This is a genomic window from Acuticoccus sp. MNP-M23, from assembly GCF_031195445.1.
GTDB lineage: Bacteria > Pseudomonadota > Alphaproteobacteria > Rhizobiales > Amorphaceae > Acuticoccus.
Genome location: NZ_CP133480.1, coordinates 2,316,326 through 2,332,118 on the forward strand (window position 1 = coordinate 2,316,326; position 15,793 = coordinate 2,332,118).

At 66.4% G+C, this 15,793-nt stretch carries 12 protein-coding genes; 5 read left to right on the plus strand and 7 right to left on the minus strand.

The genetic code is table 11. The features are described 5' to 3' along the window. Nucleotides 1-71: 71 nt before the first annotated feature. From RDV64_RS10855 to RDV64_RS10885, 7 genes are all read right to left on the minus strand, one after another. Nucleotides 72-1,382: a pitrilysin family protein gene (locus RDV64_RS10855; protein ID WP_309199272.1), complete on the minus strand. Its 1,311-nt coding sequence runs from the start codon at nt 1,380-1,382 to the stop codon at nt 72-74. 90 nt (nt 1,383-1,472) lie between these two features. Continuing rightward, entirely contained in the window at nt 1,473-2,846 is a 1,374-nt protein-coding gene (locus RDV64_RS10860) for a pitrilysin family protein (protein ID WP_309199273.1), read from the minus strand. A 123-nt stretch (nt 2,847-2,969) separates the two neighbouring features. Continuing rightward, nucleotides 2,970-3,677, minus strand: a complete 708-nt coding sequence (locus RDV64_RS10865) for a hypothetical protein (RefSeq protein WP_309199274.1) — start codon at nt 3,675-3,677, stop codon at nt 2,970-2,972. Between the two features lie 129 nt (nt 3,678-3,806). Continuing rightward, a complete protein-coding gene (gene lspA, locus RDV64_RS10870; protein ID WP_309199275.1) occupies nt 3,807-4,292 on the minus strand; it encodes a signal peptidase II in 486 nt (161 codons plus the stop codon). After that, complete coding sequence (ileS, locus tag RDV64_RS10875; RefSeq protein WP_309199276.1) at nt 4,289-7,264, minus strand: isoleucine--tRNA ligase; 2,976 nt, start codon at nt 7,262-7,264, stop codon at nt 4,289-4,291. The genes lspA and ileS overlap by 4 nt, the downstream gene beginning before the upstream one ends. 282 nt (nt 7,265-7,546) lie before the next feature. After that, a complete protein-coding gene (locus tag RDV64_RS10880) occupies nt 7,547-8,173 on the minus strand; it encodes a class I SAM-dependent methyltransferase (RefSeq protein ID WP_309199277.1) in 627 nt (208 codons plus the stop codon). Nucleotides 8,174-8,181: 8 nt separating this feature from the next. Continuing rightward, nucleotides 8,182-8,667: a peroxiredoxin gene (locus tag RDV64_RS10885; RefSeq protein ID WP_309199278.1), complete on the minus strand. Its 486-nt coding sequence runs from the start codon at nt 8,665-8,667 to the stop codon at nt 8,182-8,184. 131 nt (nt 8,668-8,798) lie between these two features. Here RDV64_RS10885 and RDV64_RS10890 point away from each other — a divergent pair, with 131 nt between their 5' ends. The 5 genes from RDV64_RS10890 (at nt 8,799) to RDV64_RS10910 (ending at nt 15,630) form a co-directional block, all read left to right on the plus strand. Then, nucleotides 8,799-9,380, plus strand: coding sequence for a YqgE/AlgH family protein (locus RDV64_RS10890; protein ID WP_309199477.1), 582 nt, complete (start codon nt 8,799-8,801; stop codon nt 9,378-9,380). Nucleotides 9,381-9,465: 85 nt separating this feature from the next. Next, the gene (thrC, locus tag RDV64_RS10895; RefSeq protein ID WP_309199279.1) at nt 9,466-10,863 is read left to right on the plus strand and encodes a threonine synthase; all 1,398 of its coding nucleotides are present in this window, start codon (nt 9,466-9,468) and stop codon (nt 10,861-10,863) included. After that, nucleotides 10,860-12,131: a pitrilysin family protein gene (locus RDV64_RS10900; RefSeq protein ID WP_309199280.1), complete on the plus strand. Its 1,272-nt coding sequence runs from the start codon at nt 10,860-10,862 to the stop codon at nt 12,129-12,131. The genes thrC and RDV64_RS10900 overlap by 4 nt, the downstream gene beginning before the upstream one ends. Then, nucleotides 12,128-12,781 carry a GNAT family protein gene (locus tag RDV64_RS10905; RefSeq protein ID WP_309199282.1) on the plus strand — a complete coding sequence of 218 codons (654 nt, stop codon included), beginning with the start codon at nt 12,128-12,130 and terminating at the stop codon, nt 12,779-12,781. The genes RDV64_RS10900 and RDV64_RS10905 overlap by 4 nt, the downstream gene beginning before the upstream one ends. Nucleotides 12,782-12,816: 35 nt before the next feature. Next, on the plus strand, nt 12,817-15,630 hold the full coding sequence (locus tag RDV64_RS10910; protein ID WP_309199283.1) for an EAL domain-containing protein: 2,814 nt from the start codon (nt 12,817-12,819) through the stop codon (nt 15,628-15,630). The last annotated feature ends 163 nt before the right edge of the window (nt 15,631-15,793 follow it).

Sequence of the window (15,793 nt, forward strand, 5' to 3'; positions counted from 1 at the left end):
ATAAGCGATTGAGATGCACTGTCGAGATGAGGCGTGCGCTGCATCCACCACTATGGACGCAGCGCAGCCGGTCAGCCCTCGCTGGGGCCCACAATGGCAACGGTCGGCGGTGTATCGCCGAACACGCGGCGGGCCGAGCGGCGCACATCGTCCAGCGTGACCGCGTTGATGAGGTCGTTGCGGTTGTCGATGTAGTCCATCCCCAGTCCCTCGGTCTGCAGGAACAGGAGCTGGCGCGCGATGGAGGCGGACGAACCGAACCGGAGCGCATAGGAGCCGGTGAGGTAGGCCTTTGCGGCCGCCAGCTCGTCTTCGGTAGGTCCTTCGGTCGCCATCTTCTCGAACTGGCTGAGGATCACCTTGATCGCCTCTTCGGCCTGATCGTTGCGCGTTGCAGTGCCGGCGCCGAAGATCGCGGTGTGCTCGTAGGGCGCCATGTAGGAGTAGACCGAGTAGGCAAGGCCGCGCTTTTCGCGCACCTCGTCGAACAGCCAGGACGAGAAGGTGCCGCCGCCCAGAATGTGGTTCATCACGAACGCGGGGATGAAGTCGTCGTCGTCGCGCTCGATGCCCACGCCGCCGAAGCGGATGGAAGTCTGCGGCGTGTCGAGCGACTCCGATACGGTGACGCCCGCGGCAGGCTCGATGTCCGCCACAGCGGTCAGGTTCGCATGGTCCGGCAGGTCGCCGAATGCCTTGTCGAGAAGACCCTTCAGGGTTTCGGCGTCAATGTCGCCGACGACCGCCACAAACAGGTTGTCCTTGGCGATAACATTGCGGTGCGCTTCGACAAAATCCTCCCGCGTCAGGGCGGACACGCTCTCGATCGTGCCGCTGGACGGGGTGCCGTAGGGGTGGCCGGGAAATGCGGTCCGGGCCCACAAATCACTGACCACGGCGTCGGCGTCGTTGATGTCGCGGCGAAGGCCGGTGATGACCTGCGCGCGCATCCGGTTCAGCGCCTCATCATCGAACCGCGGTTCGGTGAGGGCGAGGGCCAGAAGGTCGAACCCTTTCTCCACGCTTGAGGTGAGGGCCCGCATGTCGCCATAAAGGTCGTCGCGTGATGATTCGAAGCCGAGCCGGACCGCGTTGTCCTGGAGTGCGGTCTGGAAGGCGACCGAATCGAGGTCGCCGGCGCCTTCGTCCAGCAGGGACGCCAGAATGTTGGCCCGGCCCGCCTTGCCTTCGGGGTCCTGCGCAGAGCCGGCGCCTTCAAACGCAACGTCAACCGCCACAACAGGCACAGTATCGTCAGACACGAGCCAGGCCGTGATGCCGCGCGTGCTGGTCACTTCTTGAATGTCGATGGCCCACGCACTCCCGGCGCCGAGAAAAACGAACGAAGCGACGACGATGGCACGGTTTAGATAACGGAACATACCGAATTTTTCCTGTAAATCGCAGCCAGCTGGCGTGCGGCGGCGGCCGAGCCGGCCGCCGCTTTCCTGCCGGGTGCGGGCTTTTGTGCCTTAGGCGCCTTCGCCGGGGAGGAGACGTGCGGTCACGGAGCCGGCGTTGGTGAGGTACGCCTTGGCTGCGTTCTGCACGTCCGCTGCGGTCACCGCGTTCAGCCGCGACGGCCACTCCTGCACATCTTCGACCGTGGACCCCGTCGTCAGCGCAGCGCCGAAGATGCGGGCGAGCGTGGACTGGCTGTCCTGCGCAAAGATAACGCTGGACAGAACGGCGGTCTTGGCGCGGGCGACATCGCTGTCGGTGACACCATTTTGCGCAATGTCGGCCAGAATCTCGCGGGCACGCTTCTCGACGGTTTCAAGATCGGTTCCGTCGGCAGGGGTCGCGTAGAGAAGGAAGCGTGTGTCGTCCACCGCGCTCGACTGGTAGTAGGCGCCGGCGGAGCTTGCCAGCTGCTCGTTGCGCACGAGCGCGGTGTAGAGGCGGCTGGTGTTGCTGCCACCCAGAATTTCGGCAAGCACATCGAGCGCTTCGCCAACGCCGGGTTCGGCGGTCGTGTAGCTTGGCACCAGCCATGCGGTCTGGGTGCTGGGCTGGTTCACCCGCGGGTCGGTGAGCGAGACGAGCCGGTCGGCGCGCAGCTTCTGCGCGGCGGGGCGGGTGCGCACGCTGGCCGGTTCGCCGCCCGGAACCTTGCCATAGGTCTCGCCCGCGAGCGCGCGGATCTCGTCCGGCGTCACGTCGCCGGCAATGACCAGAACCGCGTTGCCCGGCCGGTAGTTGGCCTTGTAGAAATCCACCGCATCGGTGTGGCTGAGGCGGGCAAGCTCGTCCGGCCAGCCGATGATCGGGTCGCCATAGGGGTGGTTGACGTAAAGCGCGGTGTCCATCGCCTCGCCAAGCTCGGCGGACGGGCTCGTCTCCACGCGTGAGCGGCGCTCTTCCTGCACCACGTTCAACTCCGGCGCGCTGACAGCCTCGGTCAGCACCAGACCGCGCATCCGGTCGGCCTCGAAGGCCATCATGTCCGGCAGATTCTCCTTGGAGACCTGCTGGAAATAGGCCGTGTAGTCGTTGGAGGTGAACGCGTTTTCGCGGCCGCCCACGCGTGCGATGGCCGTGGAAAAGGCGTTGCCGGGGTTGGCCTCGGTGCCCTTGAACATCAGGTGCTCAAGATAGTGGGCAATGCCGGATTTGCCGGGCGGCTCGTCGGCCGAACCCACGCGGTACCACACCATGTGCGTGACGATGGGGGCGCGGCGGTCGGGAATGACGACCACGTCGAGGCCGTTGTCCAGCGTGAACGTCTCGGCGTCCGGCGCAATGGTGAGATCGCCCAGATCGATGGGCTGGGCGATGGCGGCTTCAACGGAAAGCATGGTGAGTGCGGCCACTCCAAGTCCGGCGAGGCGGTGTTTGAGCGTCATCGGCGTCCCGTCCTGTCCTGTTTCAGGGGGGACGCTAGGCGCCTCGGCGGCGGGGGGCCACTTAAGTGTTGGTAAGGCGCGCCGGGGAGGCGGCCCCGGCACAGCCCTCTTTCGGTTTTTGCCCTACTTCGCCTTCGATTTGCGCATGTTGGCGTAGAGCTGCTTCTTCACCCACTCCGAATTCTCGATGTCGCCCTTTTCGGGGAGGGCAGCAGTCTGGGCGGGCTCGCGATACTCTTCCGGCGGCTGAATGAGATATTTGCGCGGCGCGGCCTTGCCGTCCGCGGTGATCACTTCACGGCCGGGCTTCTTGAGCGTGAAGCCCTTGGCGGCCTTGTTGGGCTGCGCCTTGAAGGTCTTGTCATCATCCATCAGCTTGGTGATGTCGCGCTTGTCCTCGCGGGCTTGCAAGGCTTCGGAGGGCAGGCGGTAGGACCGCGCGGTGGCACCGCGCAGGCCCTGGTAGCTGCCGTCTTCCGGGTCGCGCTCGGCGGACGGGCCGATGGCCGCGCCAAGCTGCGCCTGACGCGCTTTTTCCTGCACGTCCTGGTCGACGGGGAAGTTGACGGCGGCCTGGGCGCTGTTCTCGCCGTCGCTGGGGGCCGGCAGGTTGGTGCTGGACGGGATCGCCAGCGGCGCGCGCGGCTTGTAGGCCAGACGCTGCTTCTGCTGCTTCGGAATGACGCCTGCGCCCTCCATCGCGGTCTGGAAGAGGTTGAACGACTGGGGCTTTTGTACGCCTTCATCATCGTCCTCGAAATAATTGTTGCTGGTATTGCAGCCGGCGATGCCAAGGCTGAGCACCAGAACAGCGAGGATTTTCCGCTTCATCCCAAAACTCCACAATGTGTGCGGCACAGGCCGCGCAGCCCAGCCATCGCGTTACGGGAGCCGACAGTCAACCGGGCTGCCGCAGTCAATTTGCGCATGTTGAGCGGATACAACAATCTTGCAAAAGAGTTAAGAGGGGGTTTGCGGCTTCTTCGCAAAGAAGGCGTCCCACATGAGCAACACAACGCCGACGACAATGGCTGCATCCGCAATGTTGAAGACATACCACGAATAACCGCCCGCGTTCAGGTGCACGAAGTCCACCACAGCGCCATAGGCCACGCGGTCGATCAGGTTGCCGGCCGCACCGCCCAGAATGACGCCGACGCCGAGCGCGACCAGCGGCGCCCCTGTGCGCATCAGCCACACGCCAAGGCCGACTATGCCGGCCATGGTCAGCCCCACCAGCACCCAGCGCCCGGCCCCGTCGGCCTGAAACAGGCCGTAGGAGATGCCGCGGTTCCACACCAGCGTGATGTCCATGAACGGCAGCAGCGCGATGGGCCCCTGGCTGAAGTCCGCCCGGTGCAGGACCCAAAGCTTGGTCGCCTGATCGGCAACCAGAATGAGAGCGGCCAGCGCGAGGGCAATGCCCCGCGCCCGTTGGATCGTCATGCGGCGAGGCCGTCAATCTCGGCCATGGCGGCCGCATCGCGTGGCGAAAGGTCCGGATAGCGGGCATCGCTCCCCACCTCCGGGCTCACCTTCCAGGACCTTGCGCACCGCTCGCCGTCCGCCTTGCGGATCTCGACCGCGACGCCGGGCACGTCCTGCAGGGTGAACGCGCCTTCGGGCGCCTCGCCCTCGTGGAGGCTGATGGCACTGGTGATGGTCACGTCCGCAAATTCGGTCCGGCGGGCCGCATCCAGCAGCGCAGGGTCGGAGATGGTGACGAACGGATGCGCCTCCAGCGAGGAGCGGATGCGCTTTTCGCGCCGCTCCACCTCAATGGCGCCCAGCACCACACGGCGCACGCGCTTGACCTTGTTCCACTCGGCCTCAAGCGCATCGTCGCGCCATTCGGCGGGGACTTCGGCGAAGAGTTCGAGGTGGATCGAGGTTTCGTTGCCGGCGGAGGCCCAGGTCTCCTCCATGGTGAAGGGGAGGAGGGGGGCCAGCCAGCGGGTGAGCGCGTTGAAGATCTCGCGCACGGTGGCGAGTGCTGCCTTGCGGCGGGCGGAGGAGGGCGCGTCGCAGTAGAGCGCGTCCTTGCGGATGTCGAAGTAGAACGCCGACAGCTCCACGTTGGCAAAGTTCATCAGCGTGTGGGCGACGTGGCCATAGTCGAACTTGCGGTAGGCCTCGCGGATCTCGGCATCCAGCACGGCGAGGCGGTGGAGCATCAGGCGCTCCAGCTCGGGCGCATTGGCGGCGTCCAGCGGCTCGCCGGTATCGTGGGCAAGGGTGCCCAGCATCCAGCGCAGCGAGTTGCGGATCTTGCGGTAGCCGTCGGCAACGCCCTTCAGGATCTCCTGCCCGATGCGCTGGTCGTCGGTATAATCCTGGCTGGCGACCCAGAGGCGCAGGATGTCCGCGCCGTACTGGCCGATGATGTCCTGCGGCGCGACGGTGTTGCCGAGCGATTTGGACATCTTGCGCCCGTCCTCGGCCATGGTGAAGCCGTGGGTGATGACGGTGTCGTAGGGCGCACGGCCGCGGGTGCCGCAGCTTTCCAAGAGCGACGAATGGAACCAGCCGCGGTGCTGGTCGGAGCCTTCGAGGTAGACGTCGGCGGGCCATTTGAGGTCGGGCCGCTGCTCCAGGCAGAAGGCGTGGGTGGAACCGGAATCGAACCACACGTCCAGAATGTCGGTGACCATCTCGAAGGCGGCAGGATCGTACCCGTCGCCGAGGAAGCGCGCGGCAGCACCGTCCGCAAACCATGCGTCCGCGCCTTCGGCCGCAAACGCGTCCGCGATGCGCTCGTTGACCGCTTCGTCGCGCAAGACCTCGCCGGTGGCCTTGTCGACGAACACGGTGATGGGGACGCCCCAGGCGCGCTGGCGCGACAGCACCCAGTCCGGCCGGTTCGCGATCATTCCGCGCAGGCGGTTCTTGCCGGCGGACGGGACGAAGCCGGTGTCGTCGATGGCTTTGAGCGCCCGCGAGCGGAGGGTGGAGCCGTCGCCAAGGTCCTTGTCCATCGCCACGAACCACTGGGGGGTGTTGCGGAAGATGACGGGCTTTTTCGAGCGCCAGGAGTGCGGATAGGAGTGCTTGAGGCGGCCTCTGGCGACCATCGCACCAGCGGCGGACAGTGCGTCGATCACCTTCTGGTTGGCGGTGCCTTTCTTGCCCTCGTCGGTGATGACGGCCTCGCCCTCGAACCCCGGCGCATCGGCCGTGAAGCGGCCATCGGCGCCGACGGTGTAGGGAATTTTCGTGTCGATGCCGGCAGCTTCGAGGTCGGCCTTGGCGTTCATCCAGGCCTCGAAGTCCTCCACGCCGTGGCCGGGCGCGGTGTGGACGAAGCCCGTGCCCGCATCGTCGGTGACATGGTCGCCGGCGAGCAGCGGCACGGTGAAATCGTAACCCTTGCCCGCAAGCGGGTGCGCGGCTTCGACGCCGTTCAGAAGCGCGGCCGGCACGTCATAGCGGCGCTCGAAGGCGGTGACGCGTGCGTCCTTGAAGATGCCTTCGGCCAGATTGTCGGCCATCACATAAAAAGCGCCGGTCTTCGCCCAGTTGTCGGCGGGCGCGTCGGTCACTTCATAGATGCCGTAGGACAGGCCAGGGCCGTAGGCGATGGCGCGGTTTCCGGGCATCGTCCAGGGCGTGGTGGTCCAGATGACGACCGATGCCTTTTCGAGCGCGGTGACCATCGCCTCGTCTTCTTCGGTGCCGGGTTCGGACGGGCTGGGGCGCACCGCGTTCATCGCCACCATCGGGTTGACGCGCTTTACCGGGAAGGCCACCGCGATCGTGTCCGACTGATAGTCGTGATACTCGACCTCGGCCTCCGCCAGCGCGGTGCGCTCCACCACAGACCACATCACCGGCTTGGAGCCGCGGTAGAGCTGGCTCGTCATGGCGAACTTCATCAGCTCGCGTGCAATCTGCGCCTCGGCCTTGAAGCTCATCGTCATGTAAGGGTCGGCAAAGTCGCCGATCACGCCGAGGCGCTTGAATTCCTCGCGCTGCACATCGAGCCAGCCCGTGGCAAAATCCCGGCATTCCTTGCGGAATTCGTTGATCGGGATCTCGTCCTTGTTCTTGCCGGCGGCGCGGTAGGCTTCCTCCACCTTCCACTCGATGGGAAGGCCGTGGCAGTCCCAGCCGGGCACATAGTTGGCGTCGTAACCCAGCATCTGGTGCGAGCGGATCACGAAATCCTTCAGGATCTTGTTGAGCGCGGTGCCGATGTGGATGTGGCCGTTGGCGTAGGGCGGGCCGTCGTGCAGCACGAATTTTTCGCGGCCGAGCGCGGCCTGCCGCTGCTGGGCATAAAGGTTGGCCCAGCGGGCCAGAATTTCCGGCTCCTTTTTGGGCAGACCCGCGCGCATCGGAAACTCGGTCTTGGGCAGGTAGATGGTCTTGGAATAGTCGCGGGCTTCGTTGCCGGCGGGGGTGTCAGCGGTCTCGCTCATGGTGTTGTCTTCGGGTTCGGCGCATCCTGCGCCACGTTTCGGCCGGAGCGCGGGCAACATGCCGGCGCGCTCAACGAAGGAATCTACGAGCCTTGGGGCGCGGGCGCCCGCGAACAATCCCGCGCCGCCGGTGGCTCGAAACCGGCAGCGCGGGCTTTAAATTCGCAATATCGGTGCGCGGCAATGCCCATTCATGGCGCAACGTCTACACCGGCTGCAGCGCGAAGGCGACCCGTTTGCGCGCAGCCCGTTCCGGTCCCGCCCCCGGGCGCTCCGGCCCCGTCAGCCAAGGATCTCCACCGTGACGACGCGGGCGAAGATATCGGGCTCGGCAAGAAGGAACGTGCGGATCGGTCCGGTGTGCTCCCGCTCGCGCCAGCGGCCTTCGGCGGCAAGCCTTGCCATCACAGGCTGGAAGCCCTGCTCGGCGTGCGTGTCGTCGCGCAGGGTGAAAACCCCGATCCCGCCCGGACGGGTGACGCGCGCAAGTTCCTCCAGCGCACTCGGCGGGGCATGCCCCGGCCCGAACGCACCGGCGCAGAGGAAGCCGGCAAACGCATCGTCCGCAAACGGAAGCGCCGTCAGGTCCGCGTGCTCCAGCGCGGCGTAGACGCCGTGCATTCTGGCGACGGCCCGCATCTCGGCGGAAATGTCGCAGCCGGTGATCGGGCCGTAGCCGAGCGCGGCCAGGCTTTCGCCGCCGAGCCCGGTGCCGCACGCGGCATCCAGCACGGGGCCGGCGCCGGGCGGCAGGTGACGGGCCAGGAAAGCCGCCGCAATGAAGGGCAGGCGGAGGCCCTTGCCGTAGTTTTCGGCATCGTAGGTCTTCGCCCACACATCATAATGCTGGCGTGTCTCTTCAGGCGACGTGGCCGCCCAGGCTCTGCCGAGGTCTCCACGGTCCGCCATCGGTGGCCCTAGAGGTTGTCGAGCATCGCGGGGGCACCCGAAACGCTGACGCCGGCGCCGGGCTCTTCCACCGAAAGCGCCTTCACGACGCCGTCGTCCACCAGCATGGCGTAGCGCTTGGAGCGGATGCCCATGCCGAAGCCGGAGGAGTCGTTGTCGAGGCCGACGGCACGGGTAAAGTCGGCCGAACCATCCGCAAGGAAGGTGATCTTGCCGGATGCGTCCGTCGCCTTCGACCATGCGTCCATCACGAACATGTCATTGACTGACACAACGGCCACTTCGGCCACGCCCTTGGCGGCAAATGCGTCCAGATTGTCGAGGTAGCCGGGCAAATGGTTGCTGTGGCAGGTGGGCGTGAACGCGCCCGGCACCGCGAAGATGACGACCTTGCGGCCGGTGGTGAGCTCTTCCACCGTGGTTTCGCTGGGACCTTCCGGCGTCATGATCTTGAAGGTGGCATCGGGCAGCCGGTCGCCGACGGAAATTGTCATATTGTTGGTCTCCAGGGGATCAGAATTATCTTGCGTGCGTTCTAAAGGGGTTATTCGCCGCTGGCGACCCTCTCTATCGTGCACGGCCGGCTGTGGTAGGATCAGGCGATGAAGGGCCACGGGTGAGCGAAATGGACGGCTACCTCGAAGGACAGTGCCTGATTGCGATGCCCAACATGGGAGATTCGCGGTTCGAACGCGCCGTGGTGTTCCTGTGCGCGCATTCGGCCGACGGGGCGATGGGGATCATCGTCAACAAGCCGGCGAACCACATCTCGTTCGTCGACCTTCTCGCCCAGCTCAACGTGATCGACGATGAGGACGACATTCGCCTGCCGGACGCTGCCCTCAAGGTGCCGGTCCATACGGGCGGTCCGGTGGAAACCGGGCGCGGTTTCGTGCTCCACACGTCGGATTTCCGGCTGAAGGAGGCAACGCTCGTCACCTCGGGCGATGTCTGCCTCACCGCCACGGTGGAGATCCTGCGCGCCATTGCCCGCGGTGGGGGGCCGAGCCAGGCGCTACTGGCGCTGGGGTACGCCGGATGGGCGCCCGGGCAGCTCGAGCAGGAAATCTCCAACAACGGTTGGCTGCATTGCGAGGCCGACCACGACCTTATTTTCGATGGCGACCTGGACCATAAATATGACAAGGCCATCGCCAAACTCGGTTTCGACCCGCGGCTCCTGTCCTCCGCTGCGGGTCATGCCTGACGAGGCGCGGACGGCCTCTGCCGCGGTTGACACCGGGGCGGCGGGCGCGCTTCTGCTGGCAGCGACGACACAAGGAACGTGACGCGTGCAGTACGTCTCGACACGGGGTGGCGCCAGGCCACTCGGATTTAGCGATGCAACTCTGGCCGGACTGGCGCCCGATGGCGGCCTCTTCGTGCCCGAAACATATCCGCTTCTCTCGGCGGATACGTTTTCGAACTTGCGCGGGAAACCGTTCGAGGCGGTGGCGGCTGCCATGCTCGGCCCCTACGCCGAAAGCGAGATCGCGCCTGATGACCTGCGCGCCGACATCGACGCTGCGATGGGCACATTCTCGCACACTGCGCGCACGCCGCTGGTGCAGATCGGCCCGCGCGACTTCATCCTCGAGCTGTTCCACGGGCCGACGCTGGCGTTCAAGGACGTGGCGATGCAGACGCTCGCCAAGCTGATGGACCGCATCCTCCTGGAGCGCGGCCGGCGGGCGACCATCGTCACGGCCACCTCCGGCGACACGGGCGCTGCCGCCGCCAACGCGTTCGCGGGCCGCGAGGCGATCGACGTCTTCATCCTTTACCCCGACGGCCGCGTCTCCGACGTCCAGCGCCGGCAGATGACCACCATCGACGGTGACAACCTTCACACGCTGGCTGTCGACGGCGACTTCGACGACTGCCAGCGCATCGTCAAACAGCTTTTCGTGGACCGCGACTTCAACGAGCGCGTCGCGATGAGCGGCGTCAACTCCATCAACTGGGCCCGCGTTGCGGCGCAGATCAGCTACTATGTGTTCGCCGCGCTGGCACTTGGCGCACCGGACCGCCGCGTGGCGTTCTCCGTCCCCACCGGCAATTTCGGCGATATTCTGGCCGGCTACGTCGCGACCAAAATGGGCCTTCCCATCGAGCGGCTGGTGATCGCCACCAACCGCAACGACATTCTGGACCGCGTCACCCGCACGGGGGACTACACGCCCGGCACGGTGGCCCCGTCCACCTCGCCGTCGATGGACATTCAGGTCTCCTCCAACTTCGAGCGGCTGATCTTCGATCTTTCGGGCCGCGATGCCGCCTCGGTCGCGCAGCGGCTGACTGACACGAAAAACGGCTTCGTCCTCACCGCCGAGGAAAAGGCGAAGATGGCAACGCTGTTCTCTTCCGGCAGCGCCAACGACGAGGAAACCGCCGCCACCATCGGCGCCGTCTACAAGGATACCGGCCTGATCGTGGACCCGCACACCGCCGTCGGCCTCAAGGTCGCGCGGGAGACCGTGCTCGACGACGACGTTGCGCTCGTCACCCTTTCCACCGCGCACCCGGCAAAATTCCCGGATGCGGTGGTTACCGGCTGCGGGATGCGGCCCGCCGTGCCGCAGCGCCTTGCCGATGCCTTGCGCGACACGGAAAAGATGACGCGGGTGCCCGCCGATGCCGCGCAGATCGCGCAGGTCATTCTCGACCGCTCGCGGGCGGTGACGGCATGATGGAGATCACCCGCCTGCCGAACGGCCTCACGGTCGTCACCGACCCGATGGCCCATGTCGACTCCGCTGCCATCGGCGTCTGGGTCCGCGCGGGCGCCCGCTCCGAAAAGGACGCCGAGCATGGCGCTGCGCATTTTCTGGAGCACATGGCGTTCAAGGGCACCAACCGCCGCACCGCGCGCCAGATTTCCGAAACCATCGAGACGGTGGGCGGGGAGATCAACGCCGCCACCAGCATCGAGACCACCGCCTACCACGCCCGCGTTCTGGCGGACGACGTACCGCTGGCGCTCGACATCCTGTCCGATATCCTGACCGACCCTTTGTTCGCCGAAGACGACATCGCGCGTGAGTGCAACGTCATCCTGCAGGAAATCGGCGCGGCGGAAGATCTGCCGGAAGACCGCGCCTTCGACGCCTTCCCCGAAGCCGCGTTTGCCAGCCAGCCGGTCGGCCGCCGTATCCTCGGCACCCGCGACTCCGTCGGTGCCATCAACCGGGACCTTCTCGGCGGCTTCTTCAAGCGCCACTACAAGCCGGATGCGCTGACCGTCGTTGCCGCTGGCGCCGTGGACCACGACAGGCTTGTGCCTGCGGTCGAGGCGGCGTTCGCACCGCTCGGCGGTGCGGGCGGTGATGGCGGCCCCGCGGCCCGCTACACCGGCGGCGCCTACAGCGAAACCAGCGAAGGCGCCGAAGGCCAGTGGCTCCTCGGCTTCGAGGGCGTTGCCGCCAATACCCCGGACGCCACCGTCGCGCACGTCGCCTCCATGGCGCTGGGCGGCGGCATGTCCTCCCGCCTGTTCCAGGCACTGCGGGAAGACCGCGGGCTGGTCTACGACACCTCCGCCTTCCACTGGGCGCTGGAAGATACCGGCCTCTTCGGCATCCACTTCGCCACGGAGCCCGCTTCAATGGACGAAGCAGCCGCGGTGGTGCTGGACGAGCTGGAAGCTACTGCCGCCAACCTCACCGACGAAGAGTGCGAGCGCGCCAAGGCACAGTTGCGCGCCGGCCTTTTGATGTCGCGCGAAAGCTGCGCCAGCCGCATGGGATATGCTGCTCGGTCGGCGATGGTCCACGGCCGCCTCCTCAGCAAGGAAGAGCGGCTTGAGGATCTGGCCCGGGTCGACGCGAATGCGGTGCGCGGGTTCATCGAGACCATGGCAGCCGGAGCACCCACAATGGTTGCCATCGGCACGGATGCGGCACCCCATGAAGCGCGAATCCGTGCGCGGTTCGGTGCGCCCATCCGGGGCGCCGCGTGAGCGCGTTGCAGCGTCTGGGCCAGGTTCGCGGCGCGGCTGCGCTCAACGAGACGACGCAGCTTGTAGGGGCGCGCAGCGTCCTGAGAATGCCGGTTTCCGGCAATTACAACGAGTGGAGCCGCCTGCGCGCCGAAAGCCGCCACTTCCTGCGTCCGTGGGAACCGACCTGGCCGCGCGACGATATCACCCGCATGGCCTTCCGCCGGCGCCTGCGCCGCTACCACCGCGATATCCGGGCCGACGAAGGCTACGCCGTGTTCGTCTACGACCGCGCCACAGGGGCGCTGGCTGGCGGCATCACGCTGGCGCACGTGAAGCGCGGCGTGACGCAGAGCTGTTCCATGGGGTACTGGGCCGGGGAGCGGTTCGCCGGTCGCGGCCTGATGGGCGATGCCGTGCGCGTGCTCGTCCCGTTCTGTTTCCAGACACTGGGGCTCAACCGGATTGATGCCGCAACGCTCCCCCACAACGAACGCTCCATCCGCCTTCTGAAGGGTGTCGGCTTTACCGAAGAAGGCTACGCAAGGCGCTTCCTCTGCATCGACGGCGCATGGCGTGACCATATATTGTTCGGCCTGGTGTCCGGCGACCGGATCCATCCGCAGCGGGCAGCCACCGAAGACGGTGCAGCCCTGGAGTCCCGATCCTGATGCGTGCGTTGTGTGTTGTACTGGCTGGTCTGATCATGGCGCTGTCCGCGGGGGCAGCACGGGCGGTGGAAGCCGTGCCCGTCGGTCCCACCGTCCCTGTGGTTACGTTGACGCCGTTCATCGAATTCTACCGCGACCAGGAGGGCGACCTTCAGGTCTCCACCGCGGCCGATGCCGACGGCATCGTCCAGCGCATCGAGGTGCGGCCGACCGTGGGCGAGACGCGCAACTGGGCCGTCATCGGCCTCCAGAACCCCGGCGACGAGCAGATCGACCGGCTTCTTGTAGCGCCCCATCACCGGCTCGCCGGGTCCGGCATTCTTCATCCGGACCTTGGCGCCGAGCGCATCAAGGCGGTCACGCCCAGCGAAGGCTTCCCGCCGGAGCGCCTTGCCAGCTCCGATGCTGACGTTTTCCTGCTGACGCTGGACCCCGGCGCAACGATCACCTTCGTTCTGGAGCTGACCACGCCGAACGTCCCCATGCTGCGGTTGTGGCAGCGCGACGCCTATAGCGAAAGCCAGAACGCCTACACCCTTTACAAAGGTATTGTGGTTGGCATTTCAGGCCTTCTGGCGCTGTTCTTCGTCGTGGTCTTCGTCATCAAGGGGCAGATGATGTTTGCCTCGGCGGCGGTGCTCGCCTGGGTCGCCTTCGGCTATGTGCTGATCGACTTTGCCTTCCTGGGAGACGTTCTCTCCGCCCGCATTCCGAGCGACGCGATCATGCGCGCCTTCGCCGAGGCCATGCTGGCGCTGGCGCTGGCGGCGTTCATCCTGTCCTACCTCAACATCACGCGCTGGCGGGTGCGCAACGCATACGCGCTTCTGGCGCTGATGCCGCTGGCGATCGCGGCCGGGTGGCTGGCCCAGTTCGACCCGCCGCTGACCGCCACCATCGCCCGCATCGCGCTGGCCGCCGTTGCCGCCATCGGTCTTGTGGTGATCCTCATCTCGGCCATCCGCGGCCATGACCGTGCGGTGATGATCCTGCCCACATGGGTGCTGCTGATTGCGTGGATCACCGGCGCCGCGCTGACCGTCTCGGGCGAGATCGACAACGACTTCGTGCAGCCTGCGCTGGACGGCGGCCTCGTCCTCCTCGTGCTTCTCATCGGCTTCACCGTGATGCAGCACGCCTTTGCGGGCCGCTCCATCGCCCCATCGCTGGCCAAGGACGTGGAGCGGGATGTGATGGCGCTCGCCGGTTCGGGCGACGTTGTGTGGGACTGGGACGTATCGCGCGACCGGATCGCCTGTGGCCACGAGGTGGAAACGCGCCTCGGCCTCGAACGCGGCGAGCTCCAGGGCCCGCCGCAGGACTGGTTCCCCGTCCTCCACCCGCAGGACCGGGACCGCTTCCGTGCCACGCTGGATGCTGCGATCGAGCGCCGCCGCGGCCGCATCAACGATCTCTTCCGCTTCCGCGGCGTTGACGGCCACTTCCGCTGGTTCCGCCTGCGCGCGCGGCCGGTGGTCGGCACCACCGGCGAAATCGTCCGCTGCGTCGGCACCATGCACGATATGACGGAGGCCAAGACGACCGAGGAGCGGATGCTGCACGACAGCGTCTACGACAACCTCACCGGTCTTCCCAACCGCCACCTCTTCATCGACCGGATCGAGATGGCGCGCGCGTGGTCCAACGAGGAAACCGCACGCTCGCTCTACGTGGTGATCGTCAACCCGGACAATTTCTCGCAGATCAACGACAAGTACGGCCAGTCGGTCGGCGACAGTGCGCTGCTGACCATCGGGCGGCGCCTCTCGCGGACGCTGAAGCGGCACGATTCCATCGCCCGCCTCTCCGGCGACAGCTTCGGCCTCCTCATCTACTGCGATCCGACCAAGCTGGAAGACTTCGTCAAGCGGGTGCGCGAAACGCTGGCATCGCCGATCCCGTTTGCGGAGGAGGAGATCTCCATGCTCGCCTCCCTCGGCATCGCCCCCATCGACCTCAAGGCGGAAAGCGCTGCCGAAATCCTCGACAACGCGGATCTTGCACTGCGGCGGGCCAAGCGGCAGGGCGGCGACCGCGGCGAAATGTTCGATCCCCTGATGCGCCGCCTCAACATGAGCGGACGCTCGCTGGCGCGCGACCTCAAGCGTGCCATCTCCGAAAACAAGGTGAAGCTCCAGTTCCGCCCCATCGTCGATCTGGAGAACGGCGCCACGGTCGGCTACGAAGCGCTGCCGACTTGGCATCACCCGCTGCAGGGGCCGCTCACCTGGCCCGAATTGCTCGACCTTGCCGCCGGCGAGGACATGGCCATTCAGCTCACATTGTCCACCATGGAGCGGTGCGCGCAGGCTCTGTCGGCCTGGCGTACATCCGGGCGCGACCTGACGCTTCTCCTCACCTTGCCACGCGCCGAGGCGTTCCGGTCCGAGCTGATTGGCGACGTGAAGACCGCCATTGCCCGCAACCGGCTGGACTTCGGCACCTTGCAGCTCGGCGTTCAGGAAAGCGTTGTGTCCGCCAATCCCGAATTTGCGGTGCAGCTTCTGGCCCGCCTGCGCGATGTTGGCGCCGGCACCTGGCTGATCGACTTTGCCCGCCGCACCACGGCACTGCCCCATCTCCACCGCATGGCCATCGACGGGGTGCGCTTCGACGAGCATCTCACCTCCAGCCGCGCCAGCGACGTCAAGTGCCAGAAGCTGATCGGCTCGCTGTTCCGCACCGTGACCGCGCTGGAAGCGCGCGTGATGGTGGGCGGGATTGCAAGTGACGACGAGGCGAAGGCGATGCGGCAACTGGGCGCGCGCTACGCGGTCGGCCCGGTGTTCGGCCGCCCGGTCACCGCGCAGGGCGTGGGGACAGGCACCTTCAAGCACGCCGCGGAGTAGGGCCACGGCGTGCGGATGCGACCCGGTGGAGCTTGCCTTGATCCACAATTTGCTGCACTGCGGTCGTCATGTCGTCTGACCGGCGACTGACCTGAACGAACGGTGCGTTGCCGCGCATCGACCCGCGGGGCAGGACACGCTCCGCACCGACGAGCACGGGGTT

Excerpts from the sequence above, each read along its gene's own strand:
- RDV64_RS10855 (WP_309199272.1), bottom strand. The coding sequence starts at position 1,382 with ATGTTCCGTTATCTAAACCGTGCCATCGTCGTCGCTTCGTTCGTTTTT.
- RDV64_RS10860 (WP_309199273.1), bottom strand. The coding sequence starts at position 2,846 with ATGACGCTCAAACACCGCCTCGCCGGACTTGGAGTGGCCGCACTCACC.
- RDV64_RS10865 (WP_309199274.1), bottom strand. The coding sequence starts at position 3,677 with ATGAAGCGGAAAATCCTCGCTGTTCTGGTGCTCAGCCTTGGCATCGCC.
- lspA (WP_309199275.1), bottom strand. The coding sequence starts at position 4,292 with ATGACGATCCAACGGGCGCGGGGCATTGCCCTCGCGCTGGCCGCTCTC.
- ileS (WP_309199276.1), bottom strand. The coding sequence starts at position 7,264 with ATGAGCGAGACCGCTGACACCCCCGCCGGCAACGAAGCCCGCGACTAT.
- RDV64_RS10880 (WP_309199277.1), bottom strand. The coding sequence starts at position 8,173 with ATGGCGGACCGTGGAGACCTCGGCAGAGCCTGGGCGGCCACGTCGCCT.
- RDV64_RS10885 (WP_309199278.1), bottom strand. The coding sequence starts at position 8,667 with ATGACAATTTCCGTCGGCGACCGGCTGCCCGATGCCACCTTCAAGATC.
- RDV64_RS10890 (WP_309199477.1), top strand. The coding sequence starts at position 8,799 with ATGGACGGCTACCTCGAAGGACAGTGCCTGATTGCGATGCCCAACATG.
- RDV64_RS10900 (WP_309199280.1), top strand. The coding sequence starts at position 10,860 with ATGATGGAGATCACCCGCCTGCCGAACGGCCTCACGGTCGTCACCGAC.
- RDV64_RS10910 (WP_309199283.1), top strand. The coding sequence starts at position 12,817 with ATGGCGCTGTCCGCGGGGGCAGCACGGGCGGTGGAAGCCGTGCCCGTC.